At 65.2% G+C, this 23,562-nt stretch carries 22 protein-coding genes and 1 rRNA gene; 11 read left to right on the top strand and 12 right to left on the bottom strand.

The window, feature by feature from the left end; translation table 11 throughout:
• Window positions 1–146: 146 nt before the first annotated feature.
• Window positions 147–1,633: ribosomal RNA gene (locus tag AAEO60_RS11705) — 16S ribosomal RNA — on the bottom strand.
• Between the two features lie 712 nt (window positions 1,634–2,345).
• Between AAEO60_RS11705 and AAEO60_RS11710 the strand changes: the two genes are divergently transcribed.
• From AAEO60_RS11710 to AAEO60_RS11735, 6 genes are all read left to right on the top strand, one after another.
• Window positions 2,346–3,392, top strand: coding sequence for a glycosyltransferase family A protein (locus AAEO60_RS11710; RefSeq protein ID WP_341673891.1), 1,047 nt, complete (start codon window positions 2,346–2,348; stop codon window positions 3,390–3,392).
• A 3-nt stretch (window positions 3,393–3,395) separates the two neighbouring features.
• On the top strand, window positions 3,396–4,901 hold the full coding sequence (locus AAEO60_RS11715; protein ID WP_341673892.1) for an oligosaccharide flippase family protein: 1,506 nt from the start codon (window positions 3,396–3,398) through the stop codon (window positions 4,899–4,901).
• Window positions 4,902–4,990: 89 nt separating this feature from the next.
• Window positions 4,991–6,004 (top strand): retropepsin-like aspartic protease, encoded by a 1,014-nt coding sequence (locus AAEO60_RS11720; RefSeq protein WP_341673893.1) that lies wholly within the window; start codon window positions 4,991–4,993, stop codon window positions 6,002–6,004.
• Between the two features lie 67 nt (window positions 6,005–6,071).
• The gene (locus AAEO60_RS11725; RefSeq protein WP_341674682.1) at window positions 6,072–7,892 is read left to right on the top strand and encodes an ABCB family ABC transporter ATP-binding protein/permease; all 1,821 of its coding nucleotides are present in this window, start codon (window positions 6,072–6,074) and stop codon (window positions 7,890–7,892) included.
• An 11-nt stretch (window positions 7,893–7,903) separates the two neighbouring features.
• Entirely contained in the window at window positions 7,904–8,455 is a 552-nt protein-coding gene (locus tag AAEO60_RS11730) for a hypothetical protein (protein ID WP_341673894.1), read from the top strand.
• Window positions 8,456–8,568: 113 nt separating this feature from the next.
• Window positions 8,569–10,062: a SulP family inorganic anion transporter gene (locus tag AAEO60_RS11735; protein ID WP_341673895.1), complete on the top strand. Its 1,494-nt coding sequence runs from the start codon at window positions 8,569–8,571 to the stop codon at window positions 10,060–10,062.
• Window positions 10,063–10,090: 28 nt separating this feature from the next.
• Here AAEO60_RS11735 and AAEO60_RS11740 read toward each other — a convergent pair whose 3' ends face one another.
• The 6 genes from AAEO60_RS11740 to AAEO60_RS11765 all read right to left on the bottom strand — a co-directional run bounded on the left by AAEO60_RS11740 (window position 10,091) and on the right by AAEO60_RS11765 (window position 16,098).
• Window positions 10,091–12,949, bottom strand: a complete 2,859-nt coding sequence (locus AAEO60_RS11740) for a M16 family metallopeptidase (protein WP_341673896.1) — start codon at window positions 12,947–12,949, stop codon at window positions 10,091–10,093.
• A gap of 101 nt (window positions 12,950–13,050) precedes the next feature.
• Entirely contained in the window at window positions 13,051–13,257 is a 207-nt protein-coding gene (locus tag AAEO60_RS11745; RefSeq protein WP_341673897.1) for an adenylate/guanylate cyclase domain-containing protein, read from the bottom strand.
• Entirely contained in the window at window positions 13,217–13,582 is a 366-nt protein-coding gene (locus tag AAEO60_RS11750) for a hypothetical protein (RefSeq protein WP_341673898.1), read from the bottom strand. Before AAEO60_RS11750 ends, AAEO60_RS11745 begins: the two co-directional genes overlap by 41 nt.
• 49 nt (window positions 13,583–13,631) lie before the next feature.
• Window positions 13,632–14,930: an ATP-dependent protease ATPase subunit HslU gene (gene hslU / locus AAEO60_RS11755; protein WP_341673899.1), complete on the bottom strand. Its 1,299-nt coding sequence runs from the start codon at window positions 14,928–14,930 to the stop codon at window positions 13,632–13,634.
• A gap of 100 nt (window positions 14,931–15,030) precedes the next feature.
• Window positions 15,031–15,591 (bottom strand): ATP-dependent protease subunit HslV, encoded by a 561-nt coding sequence (gene hslV, locus AAEO60_RS11760; RefSeq protein ID WP_341673900.1) that lies wholly within the window; start codon window positions 15,589–15,591, stop codon window positions 15,031–15,033.
• Window positions 15,592–15,651: 60 nt separating this feature from the next.
• Window positions 15,652–16,098: an outer membrane protein assembly factor BamE gene (locus tag AAEO60_RS11765; protein WP_423970164.1), complete on the bottom strand. Its 447-nt coding sequence runs from the start codon at window positions 16,096–16,098 to the stop codon at window positions 15,652–15,654.
• Between the two features lie 161 nt (window positions 16,099–16,259).
• On the opposite strand from AAEO60_RS11765, the gene AAEO60_RS11770 reads away from it, so the two are divergent.
• Together AAEO60_RS11770 and AAEO60_RS11775 are read left to right on the top strand one after the other, a co-directional pair.
• Window positions 16,260–16,781, top strand: coding sequence for a ubiquinol-cytochrome C chaperone family protein (locus tag AAEO60_RS11770; RefSeq protein WP_341673902.1), 522 nt, complete (start codon window positions 16,260–16,262; stop codon window positions 16,779–16,781).
• Window positions 16,774–17,316, top strand: coding sequence for a YceD family protein (locus AAEO60_RS11775; protein WP_341673903.1), 543 nt, complete (start codon window positions 16,774–16,776; stop codon window positions 17,314–17,316). The genes AAEO60_RS11770 and AAEO60_RS11775 overlap by 8 nt, the downstream gene beginning before the upstream one ends.
• Before the next feature lie 283 nt (window positions 17,317–17,599).
• Here AAEO60_RS11775 and ssb read toward each other — a convergent pair whose 3' ends face one another.
• The 5 genes from ssb to AAEO60_RS11800 form a co-directional block, all read right to left on the bottom strand.
• Window positions 17,600–18,139, bottom strand: a complete 540-nt coding sequence (ssb, locus tag AAEO60_RS11780) for a single-stranded DNA-binding protein (RefSeq protein ID WP_341673904.1) — start codon at window positions 18,137–18,139, stop codon at window positions 17,600–17,602.
• A gap of 111 nt (window positions 18,140–18,250) precedes the next feature.
• A complete protein-coding gene (gene feoB / locus AAEO60_RS11785) occupies window positions 18,251–20,098 on the bottom strand; it encodes a ferrous iron transporter B (RefSeq protein ID WP_341673905.1) in 1,848 nt (615 codons plus the stop codon).
• Window positions 20,095–20,346, bottom strand: a complete 252-nt coding sequence (locus tag AAEO60_RS11790) for a FeoA family protein (RefSeq protein ID WP_341673906.1) — start codon at window positions 20,344–20,346, stop codon at window positions 20,095–20,097. Before AAEO60_RS11790 ends, feoB begins: the two co-directional genes overlap by 4 nt.
• A 58-nt stretch (window positions 20,347–20,404) precedes the next feature.
• Window positions 20,405–21,070, bottom strand: a complete 666-nt coding sequence (locus AAEO60_RS11795) for a COQ9 family protein (RefSeq protein ID WP_341673907.1) — start codon at window positions 21,068–21,070, stop codon at window positions 20,405–20,407.
• Window positions 21,070–21,681 carry an ankyrin repeat domain-containing protein gene (locus tag AAEO60_RS11800; protein WP_341673908.1) on the bottom strand — a complete coding sequence of 204 codons (612 nt, stop codon included), beginning with the start codon at window positions 21,679–21,681 and terminating at the stop codon, window positions 21,070–21,072. The genes AAEO60_RS11795 and AAEO60_RS11800 overlap by 1 nt, the downstream gene beginning before the upstream one ends.
• A 97-nt stretch (window positions 21,682–21,778) precedes the next feature.
• Between AAEO60_RS11800 and AAEO60_RS11805 the strand changes: the two genes are divergently transcribed.
• The 3 genes from AAEO60_RS11805 to AAEO60_RS11815 are packed head-to-tail and all read left to right on the top strand — an operon-like array spanning window position 21,779 to window position 23,555.
• Window positions 21,779–22,384 (top strand): SCO family protein, encoded by a 606-nt coding sequence (locus AAEO60_RS11805; protein WP_341673909.1) that lies wholly within the window; start codon window positions 21,779–21,781, stop codon window positions 22,382–22,384.
• Window positions 22,372–22,824 carry a YcgN family cysteine cluster protein gene (locus tag AAEO60_RS11810; protein WP_341673910.1) on the top strand — a complete coding sequence of 151 codons (453 nt, stop codon included), beginning with the start codon at window positions 22,372–22,374 and terminating at the stop codon, window positions 22,822–22,824. The genes AAEO60_RS11805 and AAEO60_RS11810 overlap by 13 nt, the downstream gene beginning before the upstream one ends.
• Window positions 22,821–23,555: a M48 family metallopeptidase gene (locus AAEO60_RS11815; protein WP_341673911.1), complete on the top strand. Its 735-nt coding sequence runs from the start codon at window positions 22,821–22,823 to the stop codon at window positions 23,553–23,555. Before AAEO60_RS11810 ends, AAEO60_RS11815 begins: the two co-directional genes overlap by 4 nt.
• Window positions 23,556–23,562 lie beyond the last annotated feature (7 nt).

The following is a 23,562-nucleotide window of genomic DNA, read 5'->3' on the forward strand; positions in this document are numbered from 1 at the left end:
TGAGCCAGCTCAGGCGCAAACACGACAGACCAAGGCCTGTGTGTTTCTCCAGTGATGAAAGGACATGAGGACGACGGCAATGTTCTTTGGAAACGGAGGAAGCACTTCCCGGCACGAGGCCAGGCGCTTTCCGCCAATATCCTTAGAAAGGAGGTGATCCAGCCGCAGGTTCCCCTACGGCTACCTTGTTACGACTTCACCCCAGTCGCTGATCCCACCGTGGTTGGCTGCCTCCGGTAAACCGGTTAGCGCACCACCTTCGGGTGAAACCAACTCCCATGGCGTGACGGGCGGTGTGTACAAGGCCTGGGAACGTATTCACCGCGGCATGCTGATCCGCGATTACTAGCGATTCCGCCTTCATGCTCTCGAGTTGCAGAGAACAATCCGAACTGAGACATCTTTTGGAGATTAGCTAACCCTCGCGGGATCGCTGCTCACTGTAGATGCCATTGTAGCACGTGTGTAGCCCAGCCTGTAAGGGCCATGAGGACTTGACGTCATCCCCACCTTCCTCCGGCTTATCACCGGCAGTTTCCTTAGAGTGCCCAACTAAATGATGGCAACTAAGGATGAGGGTTGCGCTCGTTGCGGGACTTAACCCAACATCTCACGACACGAGCTGACGACAGCCATGCAGCACCTGTCACTTCGTCCCGAAGGAAGGAATCTGTCTCCAGAAACCGTCGAAGGATGTCAAAGGCTGGTAAGGTTCTGCGCGTTGCTTCGAATTAAACCACATGCTCCACCGCTTGTGCAGGCCCCCGTCAATTCCTTTGAGTTTTAATCTTGCGACCGTACTCCCCAGGCGGATAACTTAATGCGTTAGCTGCGCCACCCAAGCTCTATGAGCCCGGACAGCTAGTTATCATCGTTTACGGCGTGGACTACCAGGGTATCTAATCCTGTTTGCTCCCCACGCTTTCGAACCTCAGCGTCAATCACTGTCCAGCAAGTCGCCTTCGCCACTGGTGTTCTTCCGAATATCTACGAATTTCACCTCTACACTCGGAATTCCACTTGCCTCTCCAGTATTCTAGTGTTGCAGTTTCAAGGGCAGTTCCGGGGTTGAGCCCCGGGATTTCACCCCTGACTTGCGACACCGCCTACGTTCGCTTTACGCCCAGTATTTCCGAACAACGCTAGCTCCCTCCGTATTACCGCGGCTGCTGGCACGGAGTTAGCCGGAGCTTATTCTCCAGGTACTGTCATTATCATCCCTGGTAAAAGAGCTTTACAACCCTAAGGCCTTCATCACTCACGCGGCATTGCTGGATCAGGCTTTCGCCCATTGTCCAATATTCCCCACTGCTGCCTCCCGTAGGAGTCTGGGCCGTGTCTCAGTCCCAGTGTGGCTGATCATCCTCTAAGACCAGCTATGGATCGTCGCCTTGGTGAGCCATTACCTCACCAACTAGCTAATCCAACGCGGGCCCATCCAAAGGCGATAAATCTTTGGTCCGAAGACATTATTTGGTATTAGCAGCGATTTCTCACTGTTATTCCAAACCTAAGGGCAGGTTCCCACGCGTTACGCACCCGTGCGCCACTCACCCCGAAGGGTTCGTTCGACTTGCATGTGTTAGGCATGCCGCCAGCGTTCGTTCTGAGCCAGGATCAAACTCTCAAGTTTGTGTCACTCACCAAACAGGCACAACCGAAGTTGCTAACCTGCAAGGCAAGAGCTTCAAGGAGCCGATACCTGCACTGTCAAACGTAATGGATACGAATGAACATGCATCATCACACGGAAAACGTGGTGTTTTCCGAGGATGTGGCGTCGGCTTGGTTACCCGTTACTGCGACCTTGAGCTTCGCAGACGGGGCGCCGTCGCCCACATGTCCCTTCATCAAAAACCGACAATGTCAAAGAGCCACCAGACAGATCAAAGCGGACAGCTATTGGTTCCCCGATTTACACCGGGGGAGCCGGCTGTCCGATTAGTGTTGGCGACCAACGCGATGTGGCGGTTAGAAACCGTCAGCGCCGCGTCGGTGGAGCCCATCTAGGCGGGGTCCGAGATTCGGTCAACGCCTTTTTGCAATTTTATTTCGCCGAAACTGAAAAAATTCAAAAACGGCCGTAACTCCATGAACTTAGATGGCTCGACCTCGCTCGATTTCAAGCCCCGATGCGCCAAAGCAAGCGGATCTGATTCAACTTTCCTGGCCCAAAACGCCCCAGGAACCCCCGAAAAGCGCCGTTTTTGCCGATTCAGGCGGGTGAATCGCCACAAGGCCGGGTCGGGCCATTAACCCCCGTCTCCCGCTCAGGGGGCGCATTGAGGTTATCTTTACGCGCGCGCGGTTAAGCAAAGCGGGCAACAAGGCGATTTCCGGGTTCCATGAAAGCAGAGCAAATCCGTGGCGCAACAGCGCCGAGTGACAAGGGCAGCCCCCGCGTAGCAGTCATCGTGCCTGCCTATGGCGTGGCACACCTGCTGCCCGAGGCGCTTGATTCGCTGGTGGGCCAGACCCTCACCGAGTGGGAATGCGCCGTCGTCGACGACGGCGCGCCTGACGACGTGGCCGCCGCCGTCGCGCCTTACCTGGACGATTCGCGAATCACCTTCCTCGCAACGGACAACGCCGGCGTCTCCACCGCGCGCAACCGCGCCATTGCCGCGACCTCTGCGCCTTATGTGGCCCTGCTCGACGGCGACGACATGCTGCGCCCGGATTACCTCGCCCGCACAACGGCGGCACTCGAGGCTGATCCCGCCGCGCGACTCGTTACAGTCAACGCGCGAATCTTCGGAGCCGTGCCGCAGGAGCGCCTCTGCTTCACCGGCAAGCAAGGCTCCGGCGACGGTCTGCGCGGATCGCTGGCCGACGTCTTCGACCGCAGCTTCGGCGTCTATATCGGCTCCACTTTCCGCCGTGCCGACTTCGACGCCATCGGCGGATTCGATGCCGGCATGACCCATGCCGAGGACTTCGACCTGTGGGTGCGGCTGATGCTGCTGGGCGGACACGCGCTCTACCTCGACGAGGTGCTGGGCGACTACCGGGTACGCTCGCGCTCCGCCTCGGCCGCCTCGCAGAAGATGATAAAGGGCAATATCCGCACCTTCGAAAAGGCGCTGGAACAATTGCCCGCTGACTCACCGGATGCCGAGGTCGCCCGCGCCATGATTGCCGAGAACACCCGGGAACTGTGTTTCGAGATGGCCATCGACCGGGTTATCGACGGCGACCATGCAGCCATTGCCGACCTGCGCCAGAGCTGGGGTGAAAAGCCTATCGGTCCGGTGTGGCAGGCGAGCTTCCTGTTATGGCGGCTGTTCCCGCAGCTCGCTTCGCCGATGCTGGCCCACCGTAACAAGCGCAATGCGCGCGGCGCCGGTGCTCCCGACGCGGACAGCACCAGCCGCACCAAGCAGGTGGCCTGAGCCATGACGACGGAAAAGAACCGCAGCATGTCCGTGCGGGGCGCGGCGCTGCTGGCCATGGCGAGCCAGATGGGGGCCTTCTCCATCCAGTTCGTGGCCAGCGTCGTGCTGGCCCGCTGGTTCATCGACCCGGACGAACTTGGCCTGTTCACCATCGCCTTCTCCTTCGTCAGCCTGCTGGCGGTTCTGCAGGAGTTCGGCATCAACCGCTACGTCGCCGGCGAGAAGGATCTCGACGACGACAAGATCCGCACCGCCTTCACCGTCTCGCTGATCGTCAGCTGGACCATTGCCGTGCTTTGCGTGGTGCTGAGCTGGCCGGCTGCGGCCTTCTATGGCCTGCCCGGCCTGTTGCCGCTGCTACTGGTGGTGGCCGCGAGCTATTTCTTCGTGCCGCTGGCAACCGTGCCCATGGCGCTGCTGCACCGGAACATGGACTTCCGCTCCAACACCATGATCGAGATCGGCGTGGTGCTGACCAATGCCGCGATTGCCATTTCGCTGGCCTGGCATGGCTACGGCGCGATTGCGCTGGCCTGGGGTGCCTTTGCCCAGCAAGTGGCCCGCGCCGCCATTGCCCAGTGGCGCGTTGGCGGCAAGCTGCCGATCCCGCCGCGCCTTGGCGGCGCCGTGCCTGTGCTCAAGTTCGGCGGGGCCTCGACGGTCCTGCAGGCGCTGTCCCAGCTCGGCTCGCGCCTGCCCGAGCTGATGATCGGCCGACTGCTCGATACCGTTGCCGTGGGCCTGTTCGCGCGCGCCTATGGCCTGGCCTGGCAACTGCGCTGGCTCGTTTCGGGCGGGTTGGCGACGGTGTTCTACCCCGCCTTCGCCCGCTTCCGCGACCGCGGCGACCCGCTGGGTCCGCACTACGAGCGCGTCACCGCCAGCTTCACCGCGATCACCTGGCCGACCATGGCGGGCCTTGCTGCCTGCTCGGTGCCGGTCATCTCCATTCTCTATGGCGAGCGCTGGATCGGTGCCGCGCGGCCGCTGGAATGGATCGCGATCTCGCAGATCCTGTTCATTGCCCTGCCCCTGCACGTCGAGCTGCCGATCCTGCTCGGCAAGATGCGCCCGCTGCTCTGGCGCTTCGGCCTCGATACGCTTGTGTCGGTCGCCTTCCTGGCCGTGGGTGCCTTCTATTCGCTGGAAGCCGCCGCCGCGAGCCGCGTCTTCTACGGCCTTGCCTGGCTGGCCATCCACGCGCCCTTCCTGCACTCGGTGGTGCAGTTCCGCTGGAGCGCCCTCGCCCGCGTCTGGCTGCAATCGGCAATTGTCACCGGAATGGCCGTGCTGCCGGTCTGGCTCTCTTATGTCTGGGTGGCCCCCGCAGCCGAGGCGACCTTCCTGCAGGTGTTCAGCGCGGCCATGGCCGGAATCATGTTGTGGCTGGTGACGCTGCGGCAGATCCGCCACCCGGCCTACGAAGAGATCCATCATTTCGCCAGCGAGGCCCTGGCGCGTCTTGGCCTCGCCCGGCTGTTCCCCGCACCCCGCGAGGCGAACTGATCCGTTTGCGATTTGGGCCTTTGCCCGCCGCATGATATTCTCTGTCTGCTCGCCGCAGCCGGGACGCGCCGGCGAGCGGGAGAGTAGATATGGTCTGGATAGCCTTGAGCGCCGCGCTGCTTGCCAGCGGAACCGCCAGTGCACCGATGAACGACGAGACCGTCGCACCCGTCGTTGCACCGCAGGCTGGCGAAGTCGTCGCCGCAGCTACCGAGGCTGCCGAAGTCCCGGTGATCGATCCCGTGGCCATGCAGATCGCCATGGAAGTCGAACGCTATCGCCGCATGACCGTGCCGGTCACCATCGGCGGTGAAGGCCCATTCGCCTTCATGGTCGACACCGGCGCCCAGGCCACGGTGCTTTCCATCGCCCTTGCCGACCAGTTGCAGTTGCACGATCGCGAACTCGCGACACTGGTGGCCATGGCCAGCACCCGCGAGGTGGAAACGACAATGGTCCCGGATTTCGTCCTGGGCGATCGTACCATGACCATCCGCACCGCGCCGCTCGTCGATGGTGCCCATATCGGCGGGGCGGACGGAATTCTCGGTCTCGATGCCTTGCAGGACCAGAAGGTGCTGCTCGATTTCGAGGCGGGCACGATGCACGTGCTCGATTCGCTGCCCCAAGGCGCCACCACCTACGATATTGTCGTGCGCGCGCGCGAGCGGCTGGGCCAGTTGATAATCCACACCGCAGAGATCGACGGCATCCGGGTCGACGTGATCGTCGATACCGGCGCGCAAGGCTCGGTCGGCAACATGGAACTGGAGCGCCGCCTGCGCCGCCGCCAGGAACTGGCCGACGCAACCATGACCGACGTCAACGGCGTCACCGTATCCGGCGCGACGCGCATTGCCCGTCGCCTCCAACTGGGCCGTGTCTTCGTCAACAATGTCGTCGTCTCCTTCACCGACTCGCCGACATTCGAAAGCCTTGACCTGAACGACCGCCCGGCGCTGATCCTGGGCATGAGCGAACTGCGCATATTCCAGCGCGTCGCCATCGATTTCCGTACCCGCCGCGTGCTGTTCGACCTGCCGGGCGACGTACCGCTGGACGCCGCCTTCCGCTTCAACCGCCGGGCTTCGCGCCTGAACTAAGTACGAGTCTGACAGCCGCGGGCTTGCCGCCCCGCCTGCCAGCCCCCAAGTTGGGCGGGTGCGGGACATGGGCAACAACACGGCAACCGGCGAAAGCGCCGACTGGGCAACCATGCGGCGATTCCTGCCGTACCTGTGGCCCAAGGGCCGTCGCGAACTGAAGCGCCGCATCGCGGGTGCCGCCTTTTTCGTGCTGCTGGCCAAGGTGGTCGTGCTCACCCTGCCCTTCGCCTACGCCCGCGCGGTGGACACCATGGGCGCGGACGGCGATCCCGCCCTCACGGTCGCGCTGGCACTGGTAATTGCCTATGCCGCCGGCCGCTTCGGCACCGTGCTGTTCGACCAGCTGCGCAATATCACCTTCAACCGCGTCGGACAGGACGCCGTGCTCGGCCTGACCGAGGATGTCTTCGCGCGGCTGCACCGGCTGAGCCTGCGCTTCCACCTCTCGCGCCGCACCGGCGAGATCACCCGGGTCATCGAGCGCGGCACCAAGTCGATCAGCTCGATGCTCTATTTCCTGCTGTTCAACATCGCCCCCACGGCCATCGAGCTGGTGGTGGTCTCGGTCATCTTCTGGACCATCTTCGGCTGGGAGCTGGTCGCGGCCACGGCCGTCACCGTGGTCAGCTTCATCTGGATCACCCAGGCCATCACCGAATGGCGGGTGAAGCTGCGCAAGGAGATGAACGACCTCGACGGGCAGGCCATGGCCCGTGCGGTCGACAGCCTGCTGAACTACGAAACGGTGAAGTACTTCGGCGCGGAAGAGCGCGAGCGCACCCGCTACAAGACCACGGCCAAGGCCTATTCCGAAGCCGCCATCAAGACCGAGAACTCGCTCGGCCTGCTCAACATCGTGCAAGCGTCGATCCTCAACCTGATGATGGGCGGCGCCATGGCCTGGACGGTCTGGGGCTGGTCGCAAGGCAGGCTGACGCCGGGCGACCTGGTGCTGGTGAACACCTACCTCATGCAGCTGTTCCGCCCGCTCGACATGCTCGGCTGGGTCTACCGCACGATCCGGCAGGGCCTGATCGACATGGCCGACATGTTCCGCCTGATGGATACCTCGGTCGAAGTCGAGGACGCTCCCGGCGCGCCCGCGCTGGTGATCCGTCGGCCCACGGTCACCTTCGACAATGTCAGCTTCGGCTATGACAAGGACCGGCAGATCCTCCACGGCCTCAGCTTCGAGGCCCCGGCGGGCGCGCATATCGCGCTGGTCGGCCCGTCGGGCGCGGGCAAGAGCACCATCGGGCGGCTGCTGTTCCGCTTCTACGATCCGTGGGAGGGCCGCATCCTGATCGACGGGCAGGACATTCGCGAGGTAACGCAGGAAAGCCTGCGCCGGGCGATCGGCATCGTCCCGCAGGACTCCGTCCTGTTCAACGACACCATCGGCTACAACATCGAATACGGCGCGCCCTGGGGCCAAGGCGATCCAACGCCCGAAGCCGTGCGGCAAGCCGCCGCCGATGCTGCCATCCTGCCCTTTATCGAAAGCCTGCCCAACAAGTTCGACACCGAAGTGGGCGAGCGCGGACTGAAACTGTCGGGCGGCGAGAAGCAACGTGTGGCCATCGCCCGCACCCTGCTGAAGGACCCGCCGATCCTGCTGCTGGACGAGGCGACCAGCGCGCTCGATTCGCGCACCGAGCAGGATATCCTGGCGACACTGCGCAACATCAGCTGCAACCGCACCACCATCGCCATCGCCCACCGGCTGTCGACCATTGCCGATGCGGATTTGATAAATGTCATGGAAGCAGGCCGGATTGTGGAGCAAGGTAGCCATAATGACCTGCTGCGCCGTGACGGGCTCTACGCCGAAATGTGGAGCCGGCAGCAGAACGAGGACAGCGCGGTGCCGGAAGCCGCGGAATAGGGAGACGCGCGATGATGAAGCTGGCCAACTCGGCACTGGGACTATCCGCCCTCGCCTTCACCCTCGCGGCTTGCGCCACCACCGCCTCCGCGCCCGCGAGCGACGAGGCCCCTTACTATGTGCGCGAGGGCATGGTGAACGGGCTCAACCCCTCGATCATGGCCATCTGGGACATGCAGGTGGAGGTGATGGACGACTACGGCAATTTCGATCCTGCCCTGATGGACGACGCCAAGTGGGAAAGCCTGCTCGCCAATGCGCGCGAACTGCAGCGCCAGTCGGCCCTGATGGGTGAGGCCACCAATTATGTCGCGGCGGACCCCAACGGGACGCTGACCGATCCGCCGGAAGGCACCGACCTGGTTGCGATCCAGCAACGGCTGGACGCCCAGGGCGACCTCTACCGCGCCATGTCGATGACCTTGGCAGGCCATGCCGGACAGCTGGTGATCGCCGCCGAAGCGCGCGATGCCGAGCGGGTCACAACGCTGGTCAACAACACCCAGCCGGTGTGCAAGGCGTGCCACGACGTGTTCTGGTACCCCGAGGAATATACCGACTAGTCCGCCGGAACCCTTGCCCAATCCGGCCTTGCATTGTGCAGTGCAGCATATAAGGCGGGGTCAAACCTGACCCCGCGCGCGACCTTGCGCGCTGCAAACCGACGGACAAGCACATGTTCAACACCGGCGCGCTCAAGCGCGACTGGCTCGCCAACCCGCGCGCCGAAATCCTCGCAGGCATTGTCGTTGCCCTCGCCCTGATCCCCGAAGCCATCGGCTTCTCGATCATCGCGGGCGTCGATCCGCGCGTGGGCCTCTATGCCTCGATCGCCATTGCCATGGTCATCGCCTTTACCGGCGGGCGTCCGGGCATGATCTCGGCCGCGACGGCAGCCGTCGCCGTGGTGGTGGTGCCGCTGGTGCGCGATCACGGGGTGGAATACCTCTTCGCCGCGACCATCCTGATGGGCATATTCCAGGGGATCGCCGCGCTGCTGCGGCTCGACCTCTTGATGCAGTTCGTCTCGCGCTCGGTCATTACCGGCTTCGTCAACGCGCTGGCGATCCTGATCTTCATGGCGCAGCTGCCGCAGCTGATCGGCGTTTCTTGGCTTACCTACCCGCTGGTGGCGGGCGCGCTGGCGATCATCTACCTGCTGCCGCGGTTCACCACCGCCGTGCCGTCACCGCTGGTGGCGATCATCGTGCTGGGCGCGATCACCATCGGCTTCGGCATGGACGTGAACACCGTTTCCGACATGGGCGAACTGCCCGAGGGCCTGCCCTACTTCGTCCTGCCCGACGTGCCGCTGACCTGGGAAACGTTGCGCATCATCGCCCCCTATTCGGCGACCATGGCCGCCGTCGGCCTGCTGGAAAGCCTGCTGACCGCGCAGATCGTCGACGACATGACCCACACCGACAGCAACAAGCGCCGCGAAAGCGCGGGCCAGGGTGCGGCCAACGTCGTCGCCGCCTTCTTCGGCGGCATGGGCGGCTGCGCCATGATCGGCCAGTCGGTGATCAACGTGACCAGCGGCGGGCGCGGACGCCTGTCGACCTTTACCGCCGGCCTGACCCTGCTGATCCTGCTCGCGGCGCTCGGCCCGATCGTCGGCCAGATCCCCATGGCCGCACTGGTGGCGGTGATGATCATGGTCTCGATCGGCACCTTCAGCTGGAACTCGATCCCCAACCTCAAGCACCACCCGTGGCAGTCGAGCGTCGTCATGGTCTCGACCGTGGTCATGGTGGTGGCGACGCACAACCTCGCGCTGGGTGTGCTGGTGGGCGTGCTGCTGTCGGGCATCTTCTTCACCGGCAAGGTCCGCTCGATGTTCGGCGTCAAGCGCGTCCGCGACGAACAGACCGCGACCTATACCGTCACCGGCCAGATCTTCTTCGCCAGCGTCGACCGCTTCTCCAAGGCCTTCGGCCGCGAAAGCGAGCGCCCGGACCCGGCAGACCACGTGGTGATCGATGTCACCCGCGCGCACTTCTGGGACATCTCGGGCGTCGACGTGCTCGACAAGGTGGTGGAACGCATGCGCCGCAACGGGCGCAGCGTGCAGGTTGTCGGCCTCAACGAGGCAAGCGCCGACCTGGTCGACAAGTTCGCCCTGACCGACAAGACCGGCGTGGAGATAGGGCTGGCCCCGCACCCTTGATCGCAATCAGGGGCGCGGATAGCCGGGTTCAACCGCCGTTCGCGGGGACCTGCGGGTCGAACAGGTCGAGCTCGCTGGCCGGGATCACTTCGACGTTCGGGCGCAGCGCGCGCAGCTCTTCGATGAAGGCCGAGGCATTGCCGACCACCACCACGGTCACTTCCGACGGGTCGAAGTAGGTCGCAGCCGCTTCGCTGGCCTGCGCCGCTGTCACCGCATCGAGGTGCTCGGAATAGCGGGCCACTTCTGCCGGGTCGATTTCCAGCGTCAGCAAGTCCGCCACGGTGCCGTTGAAACCCGAGGAGGTTTCCAGCCCGCGGGCATAGCCCCCGCTCAGGTAGAGTCGGCGGCGCGCCAGCAGGTCCTCATCGAACGGCTCTTCACCCAGGCGAGCGAACTCGGTCAGCATGACATCGACCACTTCGTCGACCGTCTCGTTGGCGGTCTGCGAGCTCGCTTGCAGCACGGGATCGTCACGCAGCGAACCGAGGCCCGAATAGGCGCCGTAGGACAGGCCGCGGTTGTTGCGCACTTCCTCGAACAGGCGGCCGCTCGACCCGCCGCCGAGCACGGCATTGGCCAGTACCAGCGGGAAATAGTCGTCGGTGCCGCGTTCGGGGCCGCGACCGGCCAGCAGGACAGCAGCCTGGCCCGCATCGGGCATGTCGATCACCACGGTACGCGCCATGGTGTCCGGGCCTGCCGGGCTGTCGGGATTGGCCGGGACCGGAGCGTCAACAGTCCAGTCGCCGAACATGTCTTCTGCCAGGGCAAAGGCCTCGTCCGGAGAGATGCCACCGCTGACCACGATCTGCATGGCACCCGGGTGCCACCAGGTCTCGCGGTGGGCGAGCAGGTCCTCGCGGGTGATGGCCGCCAGCGATTCGGGCGTGCCGCCGGTGATCGAACCGTAGGGCGCATCGCCGTAAACCACCGGACGCATGACCATGCCCGCCAGCGAACCCGGTTCGTTGAGCGCGATGCGCATGGCATCCAGCGCGCGGTCGCGTTCGCGGGTGAATTCCTCTTCCGGGTAGTCGGCATTGCGGATGACATCGGCGAAGATCTCGCCCGCCTGCGCCATGTTTCCGACCGGCGCGGTGAGCGAATAGACCGTGCCATCGCTGCGGGCCGAGCCGCCGATACCGGCGCCAAGGCTTTCCATCCGTGCCGCGATCTCGGAAGCCGAGCGCGTTGGCGTGCCGCGCGTCGCGAGGTCTGCGGCAAGGTTGGCCGTGCCGGAGAGCGCGCGCGGGTCGCTGGAGCTGCCGCCGGGGAAGAGCACGGTCATGGTCGCAATCGGCACTTCGCCGGTCTGCGCGGCGATCACCGTGATGCCGTTCGAAAGCTCTTGCGTGACGAACTGCGGCGGGCTGACTTCGGGCGCATCGCCGGGGCCGGGAGGGGCCATGCGTTCGCCTTCGGGCAGCACGGCCAGCGGCTCGCCCACGGCGGGCGGCAGGGTGCGGAACTCGGGCATGGGTTCGGGGTTGGCGAAGGTCGACGGGTCGAACTCGCCGCGGGTGTAGCTGACATCGACGCGCGCCTGCGGATCGAGCCATTCGCGCGCCACGCGCTGGACGTCCTCGGCAGTCACGGCGGCGATAGCGGCAAGGCGGCGGTCGGCCGCGCGCGGATCGCCGGTCGAGACCAGCGCCTCGCCCAGCTCGAAGGCGCGGCCGCGCGCGGTTTCCCGGCGGCGCAGGGCAGAGGAGATCAGCTCGTTCTTGGCCTCGGCCAGCTCGGCAGAGGTCACAAGCTCGTCGCGCATGCGCGCGGTCTCGGCAGTCATGGTGTCGAGGACCGCCTGCGGATCGTCGACAGCGGGGCTGAGCACGGCGGTAGTCGAGAACTGACCGGCTTCCTCGGTGAAGCCAGCCGAAGCACCAGCCTGCACCGTCAGCCCGCTTTCGACGAGCGCGGTGTAGAAGCGGCTGTTCTCGCCGCCGCTCATGATCGCTTCGAGCACTTCGAGCGCCGCTGTGTCAGGGTGGTCCGCGCCCGGCAACTGCCAGAGGGTACCATAGAGCGGCAGCGGCACGTTGGGCGCACTGGCAGTGACGCTGCGCGGCTCGGTGCGGCGATCCTCGCGGATGGTGATGGTGACATCGACCGGATTGGCGCGCGGCGGGATGTCCGCGAAATACTGGTCCACCAGCGCGCGCAGGTTATCCATCTCGAAATTGCCCGCGACGATCAGCGTGGCGGTGTCGGGACCGTAATAGGCCTGGTGGAAGGCGCGCGCGTCATCCAGCGTGGCGGCGTCGAGATCGTCCATCGAACCGATGCCGGGCCGGCGGTGCGGCAGGTCGTCATAGGCGACCTCGGGCAGGACCACGCGGCTGAGCAGGCCATAGGGCGGTGCCAGCACGCGGGTGCGGTATTCCTCCTTCACCACCGCGCGTTCGGTCTCGAACACGTCGTCGTCGACCACGGGGAAAGCCATGCGCTCGCGGTGCGTCCACAGCATGGTCTCGAGATATTCGGCGGGCACCGTCTCGTAGTAATTGGTGCGGTCTGTCCCGTTGGAGGCATTGCGCGTGCCGCCGACGTCCGCCGTCAGGCCGTTGATCATGTTGTAGGGCATGTTCAGCGTCTTGCGGCTGAGGATATGTTCGAACAGGTGGGCAAAGCCGGAGCGGCCTTCGGGATCGAGCTTGGAGCCGACCTCGTACCAAAGCGAAGTGGTGACCGTGGCGGTGGTGTCGTCCTCTATGGCGATCACCCGCAGGCCGTTGTCGAGCGTCCACTCGGTGAACTCGATCTCGGGCGCAGTCAGCGCGGGCGCGGCCTCGGCGGCGGCTTCTTCGTGATGGTCGGCAAGCGCGGGCTGGCTGGCGCAAAGGGCAAGCGCCACGGCGCTGGTGGCGAACAGGTGGAATTTCACGGTGCGTCCCCTTGGAATCAAAAGTATCCTTGGAAACCAATAGATCACCAGCCTGTGCGATCCGCAAGGCAGTAGAACGACTGCATCGACGAATGGCCGACTCAGACCGCCAAATGGCGGATTTCGGTCTCGCCCACGCCCTTCAGCACCAGCACTTCGGGCGGTTCGAAGTCGTGGGCGCCAGCGCACTGGTGATAGGTGGCGGAAGATACTGCTATACCATTGGGCCGCGCGGTGCCTTCGATGCGGCTGGCGACGTTCATGGCGTCACCCCAGTAATCGTAGGCGAGCCGGCTGGAGCCGGCCACGCCGTGCCAGCTCCTGCATCAACACCACGGCGGCCACGGCCAGCAGGGTGAACATCAGCGGGTCGAACCAGCGCCAGCGCAGGTACTCTTCCCGGCCGATGACGATGTAGGCGACAATCAGCGAGACGATCATCGCCATCGACACGACGTTGTAGAGCGCCAGCGTTTCGGCGGTGAAGAAGATCGGGTTCATCAGCGCGAAGACGACGAAGATGCCCATGGCGATAACCGTCAGCCAGCGCACACCCGGACGCCACTTGGCCCGCTCTCCGGCGACATAGTCGCGTTCGGTCGCCGGATCTTCAAAGCGATTGAAAACCGCCACTGCCGCCTCCGCCCTTGGATCAGGGAGTAAGAGCAAGTGCGGCGTCAGGTCACAAGATATACTTGCTCAGGTCGCTGTCGCCCGCCAGCTCGCCCAGCTTGTCGCGGACATAGGCAGCATCGATCGTCACGGTCTCGCCCTGGCGATCCTCGGCGTCGAAGCTCAGTTCCTCGAAGAGCTTTTCCATCACCGTCTGCAGGCGGCGGGCGCCGATGTTCTCGACACTTTCGTTCACTTGCGCGGCGATGCGAGCGACTTCGGTCACCGCATCGTCCGTCATCTCGACGGTCAGCTTTTCGGTGCCGAGCAGGGCCTTGTACTGGCTGACGAGGTTGGCCTTGGTCTCGCTGAGGATGCGGATGAAGTCTTCCTCGGTCAGCGAGCGCAGTTCGACGCGGATCGGCAAGCGGCCCTGCAGTTCGGGCAGCATGTCGCTGGGCTTGGCGACGTGGAAGGCGCCACTCGCGATGAACAGCACGTGGTCGGTCTTCATCGGGCCGTACTTGGTCGCCACCGTGGTGCCTTCGATCAGCGGCAGCAGGTCGCGCTGCACGCCTTCGCGCGAGACGGAGCCGCCGCGCACATCGGAAACGGCGATCTTGTCGACCTCGTCGAGGAAGACGATGCCATTGGTCTCGGCATTCTGCAGGGCGACGCGGGCGACGTCGTCCTGGTCCATGCGCTTCTCGGCTTCCTCGTCGACCAGCTTGTCCCAGGCGTCGGGCACCTTGAGCTTGCGCTTCTTCTTGGGCGGGCCGCCGAAGGCCTTGCCCATCATTTCGCTGAGGTTGATCATGGTCGCGCCGCCACCCATGCCGGGGATGTCCATCTGCATGCCCTGGGCTTCGGCGACTTCGATCTCGACCTCGGTATCGTTCATCGAATTGTCGGTGATGCGGCGGCGGAAGCTTTCGCGCGTCGCTTCGCTGGCCGAAGGGCCAACCAGCGCATCGAGCAGGCGGTTCATCGCCGCCTCGCTCGCCGCCTCGCGCACGGCGTCGCGGCGGCGGTCCTTCTCCAGCCGGATGGCTTCCTCGACAAGGTCGCGGGCAATCTGTTCGACGTCGCGGCCGACATAGCCGACCTCGGTGAACTTGGTGGCTTCCACCTTCACGAAGGGCGCTTCGGCCAGCCTGGCGAGGCGGCGGCTGATCTCGGTCTTGCCGCAGCCGGTGGGGCCGATCATCAGGATGTTCTTGGGCGTTACCTCGTCGCGCAGATCCGGGTGCAGGCGCTGGCGGCGCCAGCGGTTGCGCAGGGCCACGGCCACGGCGCGCTTGGCGTCCTTCTGGCCGATGATGTGTTCGTCGAGCGCCGCGACGATCGCCTTGGGAGTCAGGTTGTCCATATTTCCGTTTCTCGTCATCCCGGACTTGATCCGGGATCCTTATCAGGTTGTTTCCGGATCGCGAGCGATCCCGGGGGCAAGCCCGGGATGACGCCAGGGGCTAGACCCTTTCGAGGGTCACGTTACCGTTGGTGAAGACGCAGATCTCGGCCGCGACGGCCATGGCCTTGCGGGCGATCACTTCGGCGTCATCTTCGTATTCGCTGAGCGCCTTTGCCGCCGCCAGGGCATAGTTGCCGCCAGAGCCGATGGCAGCGATCCCGCCTTCGGGCTCCAGCACGTCGCCATTGCCGGTGAGCACCAGCAGGACGTCCTTGTCCGCGACGATCATCAGGGCTTCGAGGTTGCGCAGGTACTTGTCGGTGCGCCAGTCCTTGGCCAGCTCAACCGCCGCACGCAGCAGCTGTCCGCTATGCTGTTCCAGCTTGCGTTCCAGCCGTTCGAACAGGGTGAAGGCGTCGGCGGTAGCACCGGCAAAACCGGCCACCACCTTTTCGCCATCACCGATGCGGCGAACCTTGCGGGCGTTGGGCTTCATCACCGTATTGCCCATCGACACCTGGCCGTCACCGGCGATGACGGTAGCATCGCCGCGCTTCACGCCGACAATCGTCGTGCCGTGCCACTGGGTAAGGCCGTGGCTGCCTTTCTCGTCAGACATGTGCCGGGATATGGGCAGGACGCCCGCGCGCTTCAAGCACGGAGCGCGGGGGATGGGCGATCAGCCGCCGCCGCCCATGGCGCCGACCGTGCCGATATTGCCGAAGAGGTCCTGCAGGAATCCGCGTTCGCGGCCCAGCGTCGGCGTCTCGTCGCCATCGGGCGTGATCCGCGCGACCTGCTCCATGCCGGTGCGTTCGGTCGAAACGACATTGCCGGCCTCGTCAAAATGGACCTGCAGCACCGAGTGCGTGTTGATCCTGGGCTGGCGGAAGGGGGCCTGCGTGGTGCGGCTGGAAATGTAGTACCATACCGGATCGCCAAACTGGCTGATCATGGTCGGCTGGCCGAGGGTGCCGCGCACCGACTGCTGGTTGTCGAGCCCCGGCTGGATCGCGGCATAGAGCGTCTCGTCGACGATATAGCCACGGTGATTGTTGATCGACGAGCATCCTGCGAGTGCCACTGCCAGTGCCACTGCTGCGCTACCCCGCGCTGTCCAACCCATCTCTAAACCCTTCTGCAATTCGGTTTTGCCGGAACGCCGTGCGTCGGCTATGCGCACCCGCCTTAGGGGAGCCGGCGCGGCTGTGCAACGCAAGAGCACTGGTGTGTCCTCGGCTTCGGACAGACGCATTGAACACCCGCTTAATGGAAGCACCGCCGACGATGTCATTTTTCTCCCGCTTGATGGGCCGTGGCCAGGACCCTCGCGACGCACTGCGCACGCTGTGGCACGGCGTGGTCGGCACCAGCCGCGAGCGCGAATGGTATGCCGATTGCGGCGTGGCCGATACCGTTCAGGGCCGCTTCGACATGATCACCCATGTCATGTCGCTGGTGATGCTGCGGATGGAAAACAGCCCCACCCTCGCCCCCAAGACCGCGCTGCTGACCGAATTGTTCGTCGCCGACATGGACCGGCAGCTGCGCGACACCGGCGTGGGAGACCTGATGGTGGGCAAGAACATGGGCAAGCTGGTTGCCTCGCTGGGCGGACGGCTGGGCGCGCTGCGCGAAGCCTTTGCCGACAGCGACGCGGCGCTGGCGGTCATCCTGCAGCGCAACGTGACGCTGGTGGACGAGGACAAGAAGCCCTTCGCCCTCGCCGTACGCACGCGCGCGCTGCACAATGGCCTGTCCGCCATGGACGATGCGAGCCTGCTGGAGGGAGCGCTGCTTTATGAGTGATACGCCTCAATCTTCCCGGCCCGAATTCTCCCGCATGGTGGATCGCCGTTCGATCACCGCCGAACCGGTGACGCTGACCGCAACCGAAGCGGAATGCGCCGCACTGGCGGAGCGATTCGCGATCGTCTCGATCGAACGGCTGAAAGCGGTCGTGTCGCTGGAAGCCAGCGGCGAGGACGTCCACGCCAAGGGCACGCTGGAAGCCAGGGTGGTGCAAAGCTGCGCCGTGTCGGGCGATGACTTACAGGTCGCCATCAGCGAACCGCTTTCCCTGCATTTCGTGCCCGAACGCGCCTTGCCCGATTACGCCCCGGACGAAGAAGTCGAACTGAGCGAGGAAGAGCTCGACCAGATCCCCTACGACGGCACCGCCTTCGACATTGGCGAAGCCGTGGCGCAGACGCTGGGGCTGGCGATCGATCCCTACCTCGAAGGCCCGAATGCCGACGAGGCGCGCCGCCGCCATGGGCTGGTCGAGGAAGGCGAGCAAGACGGTCCGCTGGCCGAGGCCTTGCGCGGCCTCAAGAAGGACTGATGCCCTCCGCCTCGCCCCGCCGGCGAATTGCCGTTTAGGTGCAGGGCAAAAGGGGGACATTCATGGCAAGGTACGCGCGCTCGAAGGGAATCGCTTAAGTCCGCTGGCTCTTTGCCACACCTCAGATTGCCGGCAGCTTCAGTCCGCATGTCTGCAACTTTCGCCGCTCCGTCTGCTGACAGGACTTTCGCATATAACGGGTGCACGAAAACGGCCCCGGAAGCATTGCCACCGGGACCGGTCCGTGTGTTCAAAATGACCGCTGGGGCGGACGCGTTCCGGCTCAGAACGGAATATCGTCGTCGAGGTCGTCGTAGTTGGAGCCGCCGCCCGAAGGTGCGCTGCCACCGGAGCCGCCCGGCGATCCGCCGCCGTAGCCGCCACCGCTACCTGAGCCGCCGCCGGCCGGACCAGACTGGTCCCAGCTGCTGCCGCCACCGCCACGGCTGCCGCCACCACCACCACCGCCGCCGCCAGCGCCATCGAGCATGGTCAGCGTGCCGTTGAAGCCGCGCAGGACGACCTCGGTGGAGTAGCGGTCCTGGCCGTTCTGGTCCTGCCACTTGCGAGTCTGCAGCTGGCCTTCGACGTAGACCTTGCTGCCCTTCTTCAGGTAGTTTTCGCAGACGCGGACCAGGCCTTCGCTGAAGATGGCCACGGTGTGCCATTCGGTGCGCTCCTGGCGCTGGCCCTCACGGTCCTTCCACGTCTCGCTGGTGGCAATGCGCAGGTTGCACACCTTGCCGCCGTTCTGGAAGCTGCGGATCTCCGGGTCTGCACCCAGGTTACCGATCAGCATGACCTTGTTGAGACTGCCTGCCATTACGCGAATCCTCTTCTGTTCGCGGAAGGGCTTATCGAAGGCAAAAGCGAGTCGCCACCCCTGCGGGCGCAGTTATCTCCACCGTGGAGCGGGTTTTGCGCAGGTGCGCGGCTAGAGGCCCAGCGCGGTCGCGGTCCAGAAGGTCGCGCCAGCCGCGATGTAGGCGAGGCCGAAGAGGTAACCGACCATGATTGCAGGCCACTTCCACCCGTTGGTCTCGCGCCGTGTCACGGCGATGGTGGAGATGCACTGCGGCGCGAAGATGAACCAGGCGAGGAAGGCCAGCGCGGTCGGCAGGCTCCAGCCCGATTGCAGGCGCGGAATGAGGCCGGCAGCTTCGGCTTCCTCGTCGTCGGCATCGACCGCGTAGGTCGTCGCCAGCGCCGAGACGGCCACTTCGCGCGCCGCCATGGCGGGAATCAGCGCGAGGCTGATCTCGCGGTTGAAGCCGATCGGCTCCATCACGACGTGGAGGCCGTCTGCCACCTGCCCGGCGATAGAGGCATCAATCTGGCTTTCGCCCGGTTCCGCCTTGGGGAAGCTGAGCAGGATCCACAGCGCGACGGTGGCGGCAAAGATGATCGTACCGGCACGGCGCAGGAAGACCCACGCACGCTGCCACAGGCCGATGGCGAGGTCGCGCAGCGGCGGCATCTGGTAGCGCGGCAGCTCCATGATGAAGCCCGAGGCGCTGCCCTTGGTCACCGTGCGGCGGAGCACCAGCGCGACCACCATCGCGCCGATGATGCCAAGCACGTAAAGCGCGAAGAGCACCAGGCCCTGCAGGCCCACGCCCGGACCCACCGAGGTAGCGGGAATGAAGGCGGCAATGATCACGGCATAGACCGGCAGGCGCGCCGAGCAGGTCATCAGCGGAGCAATCAGGATGGTGGTCAGCCGGTCCTTGGGATCGGCAATGGCGCGGGTGGCCATGATTCCGGGAATGGCGCAGGCAAAGCTCGACAGCAGCGGAATGAAGCTGCGCCCGGACAGGCCGACATAGGCCATCAGCCGGTCCATGATGAAGGCAGCCCGCGCCATGTAGCCCGACTGCTCCATGGCAAGGATGAAGGCGAACAGGATGATGATCTGCGGCAGGAAGACCACCACGGAGCCGACGCCGGTCAGCACGCCTTCGGTGATGAAGTCGCGGAAGACGCCTTCGGGGATGGCTCCCTCGACCAGTCCGATCAGCGCCGAGATGCCGCCGTCGAGCGCGTCGGCAAAGGGCGTCGCCCAGGCGAACACAGCCTGGAAGATCACGAACAGCAGGGCAAACAGGATGACTGGTCCCAGCCAGCGGTGCAGCAGCACCTTGTCGAGCTGGGCGTGCAGCCGGTGCTCGCCGCTTTCGGAAAGGATCGCGCCCTTGGCCATGTTGCGCGCGGCAAGGCGGCGTTCGGGCAGGGTCAGCCGCGCGACTTCGTGGCGGGTCGAAAGGTCCTGCGCCTCGGCCGCGGCCATGGCGGCCGCCAGCGCCTCGATCCCGCGCTTGCGCACGGCGACGGTGGAGACAACGGGCACGCCCAGCGAGGCGGACAGGGCTTCGGGGTCGATCACCAGTCCGTCACGTTCGGCGAGGTCGACCATGTTGAGCGCCACGACCAGCGGCTGGCCCATGGCCACCAGCTCCTGCGCAAAGACGAGGTGCTGTTCGAGGTTGGCAGCATCGACCACCACCACCAGCACGTCCGGCCGCGCTTCGCCGGGGAACTCGCCCATCACCACCCGGCGGGTAACCTCCTCGTCCGGGCTGGCCGGGTCGAGCGAATAGGAACCGGGCAGGTCGATCAGTTCAACCGGCTCGCCCGAAGGCAGGAACATTCGCCCGGCCTTCCGCTCCACGGTAACGCCGGGATAGTTGGCAATCTTCTGGCGGGCACCTGTCAGCGCGTTGAACAGCGCGGACTTGCCTGCGTTGGGATTGCCGACGAGGGCTGCAGTGCGAAGGCGGCTCATACCAGCTTCACCGTCATGGCCTTGGCGTGGACCCGGCGGATGGCCACCTGCATGCGTCCCACCATCAGCGCGATCGGATCCTTGCCGATGAAGATGCCGCGATGGGCGATGGCGACACGCGCACCCTTGTCGATACCCAGCGCCTGCAGGCGCTTGGCTTCTTCAGGGGCCAGCACGGCCCAGTCGACTCTGGTGATTTCCGCACGCTCCAGCGGAGCCAGCGTATCGAGGGTAAGTTCGGGTTCCATGGTGGGCGCGGTGCCAGACGAGAGAGCTAATTGCAACTGATTATCAATAGGAGGAACGTCAGCCCTGCGGATAGCGGAGCCGGCCCAGGAAGCGTGCAACATCGAAGTGTTCACGGTCTCCCCCCAGCAACTGCGCCTTGGCCTTCTCGAACTTCATCACGCCTTCGATCCGGCGGTCGAGGAAGGCCGCGGTTTCGGCCTTGTCAGCGCTTTCGTCATCCAGCCACACGGCCAGGGTCGCGGCATAGATGCCGGCCAGGATCGCGCGCTTGGTGTAGTGGTTGTAATCGGTCGCGGTGTCGCCCGCGAGGCGCCACATCTTGTCGGCGCTCGACCAGCCCAGCTTCAGTGCCTTCGGGGCGTTCTGCGGCATGGCCTGGATCGCCAGTGCGCGGCGGAGCGATTCCTCGAGGCCGGCAACAGCCTCGAGCCGGAACCACACCAGCGCGCGGATCTTCTCGCGGATCTTCATGGTGTCGAGCCGGCCATCGGCGAAATGCGCCTCCATGCGGGCATCGATCGCGGCCACCCAGCCCTGCACCATGTCCATCGGGCCGTCCTTGAAGGCCAGCCGGGCGACGGCCGGCTCCACGCCCAGCGATTCGGCAGCGGATTCGAGCGCGGCGTCACTCCAGCCGTCGAACATGGCAGCGAGCGCGATTTCCGGCGCCAGGGCCAGCCGCAGCTCGTCCAGCGTGGCGTCCGCGAGGTCAGCCGCAGACATCAGAAGTCCGGGCCGTAGGTGCCGCCGGATCCGTCGCTGTCGTCCGGCTCGTTGTCGACAATGGCAGACAGGACCCGCGAGGACATACCCGGCTGGCTGGCATATTCGCGCGCGCTGCGACCGGTATTATCCGTGCGATCCGGATTGGCTCCGGCCTCGACCAGCACGGCGATCAGCTCGACATTGCGCGCGTGCACGGCGGAGATGAGCGGTGTCTCGCCCGTTTCGTTGGCCACGTCGATGCGCGCGCCAGCCTCGATCAGGGCGCTCACGCCCTCGACCCAGCCCAGCTGCGAGGCAATGATCAGCGGCGTGCGCCCCTGGTTGTCGGCAATGTTGGGGTTGGCATCCTCCTGCAGCAGGAAACGCGTCCAGGTCAGGTCGCGGCGGGCCACGGTGAGGTGCAGGCCCGTCTCGCCGGTCGACAGGTCGCGCGCATTGATCACGGTCGAGCCGGGATCGTTGAGCAGTTCGGTTGCTTCCTCGCCTTCGCGGTTCTTCACCGCCTGGAGGAAGCGATAGCCCTCGGAATAGAGCTGCGCGACCGCCGGGGTGGCCACGGCCAGCGCGACAAGGGTGATGATGATCTTGCGAAAGATGACGCGCGTCACTTCCGGTACTCCTGTTTTCAAAATGTGCGCAAAAGCCCCGCACCGAGTGGGGACAGCGCTTGCCCAAAGCGCGTTAGCAGAGCATGAACGCTACGTCATGTCTGCATGCTTCAAGGCCGTTTCCGCCGCACTGGTCGCGCTCTCGCTGACCGCTTGCGATCCTTCCGCCAACCAGCCGCCGGTCGAGGACGCGCCGCTTTACGGCAGTGCGCTGAGCGGTGATTTCTCGCTGGTCGACTCGGCGGGCGAACCCGTCAGCAACACCGATTTCGCCGGGCGCTACCAGCTGATCTACTTCGGCTATGCCTATTGCCCCAACGTCTGCCCCTTCGACGTACAGCGGATGATGCGCGGCTACGATCTCTATGCCGAGGAGCATCCCGATCTCGCCGCCGACGTGCAGCCGATCTTCATCACCGTCGATCCGGAGCGCGATACGCCGGAGCGGGTGGGCGAGTTCGCCAGCGCCTTTTCCGACGACCTGATCGGCCTCACCGGCACCCCGGAACAGATCGACGCGGTTGCCGAGAACTTCTTCTTCACCGTGCAGCGCGTTCCGCCGATCGAGCCGGGCGGCGACTACGACATCCAGCATCCCAGCATCGGCTACCTGGTCGACCGCGAGGGCCAGCCCATGGCGCTGATCCCGGTCGACCAGTCTGCCGAGGCAGTGGCAGCGGAACTGGCAAAATGGGTGCGCTGAGGGATCGCTTCTGGGAGCTCGACCTCGACGCCCTGACCCGCGCCGAATGGGAAGCGCTTTGCGACGGCTGCGGCCGGTGCTGCCTGCACAAGCTGGAAGACGAGGACACCGGCGAAATCGCCGAGACCAATGTCGCCTGCAAGCTGCTCGACACCGGCACGGCGCAGTGCCGCGACTATCGCCACCGCAAGGCCTTCGTGCCCGATTGCCTGCGCCTGACCCCCAGGCTGGTAAAGGAAGTCCCGTGGCTGCCCGCCACCTGCGCTTACCGCCTGCGCGCGGAAGACAAGCCGCTGCCGGAATGGCACCACCTGCTGACCGGCAGCCGCGATGCCATGGTGGCCGCCGGAGCCTGCGTCGCCGGGCGGTGCATCAGCGAGACCGTGGCCGGACCGCTCGAACACCACGTCGTCGACTGGGAGGCGGAGCGGGTGAAATGATCGACTGGCTGCGCAAGGACCACCAGGACCCGGCAATCGAGATCGACGGGCGCACGGTCCCCATCGCCATCCGCCGCCACGCGCGCGCCAAGCGGCTGACAATGCGGCTGTCGCCCGATGGCAGCGAGATTCGCATCACCCTGCCGACCTGGGGCCGCACGCTCGACGCGCTGGCCTTTGCCCAGGCCCGACAGGAATGGCTCGCGCGGCAGCTGGCCCGGGTGCCCGAACCGCTGGAGATCGGTGACGGATCACCGCTCGCATTCCGCGGCGAGCCGGTGCGCATCGCCTGGGCGCGCAAGGCGGGACGCAAGCCTGTTCTGGCTGATGGCGCGCTGCGTGTCGGCGGACCCGTCGATGGCATTGCGGGCCGGGTGCGGCGCTGGCTGGAGGGCGAAGCGCTGGCGCTGTGCCGCGACGACCTGTCCTATTACTGCCAGCGCGGCGGGCTCGATGAGCCGGACCTGCGGCTGTCCCGCGCCCAGCGCCGCTGGGGCTCGTGCTCGGGCGACCGCAAGCGCGGCCAATGCATCCGCATCAACTGGCGACTGGTCATGGCACCCGATCACGTGCGCCGATCGGTGGTAGCGCACGAAGTCGCCCACCTTGTCCATTTCGACCATTCGCCCGCCTTCCACGCCTTGCTGGGCGAGCTTTTCGAGGGCCGGATCAGCGAAGCTGACGGCTGGCTGAAAGCGCGGGGCCGCGAGCTTTACGCCGCCTTCGGGTGAACAAGCG

The organism is Aurantiacibacter gilvus, assembly GCF_038289935.1.
GTDB classification, from domain to species: Bacteria; Pseudomonadota; Alphaproteobacteria; order Sphingomonadales; family Sphingomonadaceae; genus Alteraurantiacibacter; species Alteraurantiacibacter gilvus.

What these genes read in the sequence shown, in the direction of transcription:
- AAEO60_RS11710 (WP_341673891.1), top strand. Translation starts at nt 2,346, where the DNA reads ATGAAAGCAGAGCAAATCCGTGGCGCAACAGCGCCGAGTGACAAGGGC.
- AAEO60_RS11715 (WP_341673892.1), top strand. Translation starts at nt 3,396, where the DNA reads ATGACGACGGAAAAGAACCGCAGCATGTCCGTGCGGGGCGCGGCGCTG.
- AAEO60_RS11720 (WP_341673893.1), top strand. Translation starts at nt 4,991, where the DNA reads ATGGTCTGGATAGCCTTGAGCGCCGCGCTGCTTGCCAGCGGAACCGCC.
- AAEO60_RS11725 (WP_341674682.1), top strand. Translation starts at nt 6,072, where the DNA reads ATGGGCAACAACACGGCAACCGGCGAAAGCGCCGACTGGGCAACCATG.
- AAEO60_RS11730 (WP_341673894.1), top strand. Translation starts at nt 7,904, where the DNA reads ATGATGAAGCTGGCCAACTCGGCACTGGGACTATCCGCCCTCGCCTTC.
- AAEO60_RS11735 (WP_341673895.1), top strand. Translation starts at nt 8,569, where the DNA reads ATGTTCAACACCGGCGCGCTCAAGCGCGACTGGCTCGCCAACCCGCGC.
- hslU (WP_341673899.1), bottom strand. Translation starts at nt 14,930, where the DNA reads ATGGACAACCTGACTCCCAAGGCGATCGTCGCGGCGCTCGACGAACAC.
- hslV (WP_341673900.1), bottom strand. Translation starts at nt 15,591, where the DNA reads ATGTCTGACGAGAAAGGCAGCCACGGCCTTACCCAGTGGCACGGCACG.
- AAEO60_RS11765 (WP_423970164.1), bottom strand. Translation starts at nt 16,098, where the DNA reads ATGGGTTGGACAGCGCGGGGTAGCGCAGCAGTGGCACTGGCAGTGGCA.
- AAEO60_RS11770 (WP_341673902.1), top strand. Translation starts at nt 16,260, where the DNA reads ATGTCATTTTTCTCCCGCTTGATGGGCCGTGGCCAGGACCCTCGCGAC.
- AAEO60_RS11775 (WP_341673903.1), top strand. Translation starts at nt 16,774, where the DNA reads ATGAGTGATACGCCTCAATCTTCCCGGCCCGAATTCTCCCGCATGGTG.
- ssb (WP_341673904.1), bottom strand. Translation starts at nt 18,139, where the DNA reads ATGGCAGGCAGTCTCAACAAGGTCATGCTGATCGGTAACCTGGGTGCA.
- feoB (WP_341673905.1), bottom strand. Translation starts at nt 20,098, where the DNA reads ATGAGCCGCCTTCGCACTGCAGCCCTCGTCGGCAATCCCAACGCAGGC.
- AAEO60_RS11790 (WP_341673906.1), bottom strand. Translation starts at nt 20,346, where the DNA reads ATGGAACCCGAACTTACCCTCGATACGCTGGCTCCGCTGGAGCGTGCG.
- AAEO60_RS11795 (WP_341673907.1), bottom strand. Translation starts at nt 21,070, where the DNA reads ATGTCTGCGGCTGACCTCGCGGACGCCACGCTGGACGAGCTGCGGCTG.
- AAEO60_RS11805 (WP_341673909.1), top strand. Translation starts at nt 21,779, where the DNA reads ATGTCTGCATGCTTCAAGGCCGTTTCCGCCGCACTGGTCGCGCTCTCG.
- AAEO60_RS11810 (WP_341673910.1), top strand. Translation starts at nt 22,372, where the DNA reads ATGGGTGCGCTGAGGGATCGCTTCTGGGAGCTCGACCTCGACGCCCTG.
- AAEO60_RS11815 (WP_341673911.1), top strand. Translation starts at nt 22,821, where the DNA reads ATGATCGACTGGCTGCGCAAGGACCACCAGGACCCGGCAATCGAGATC.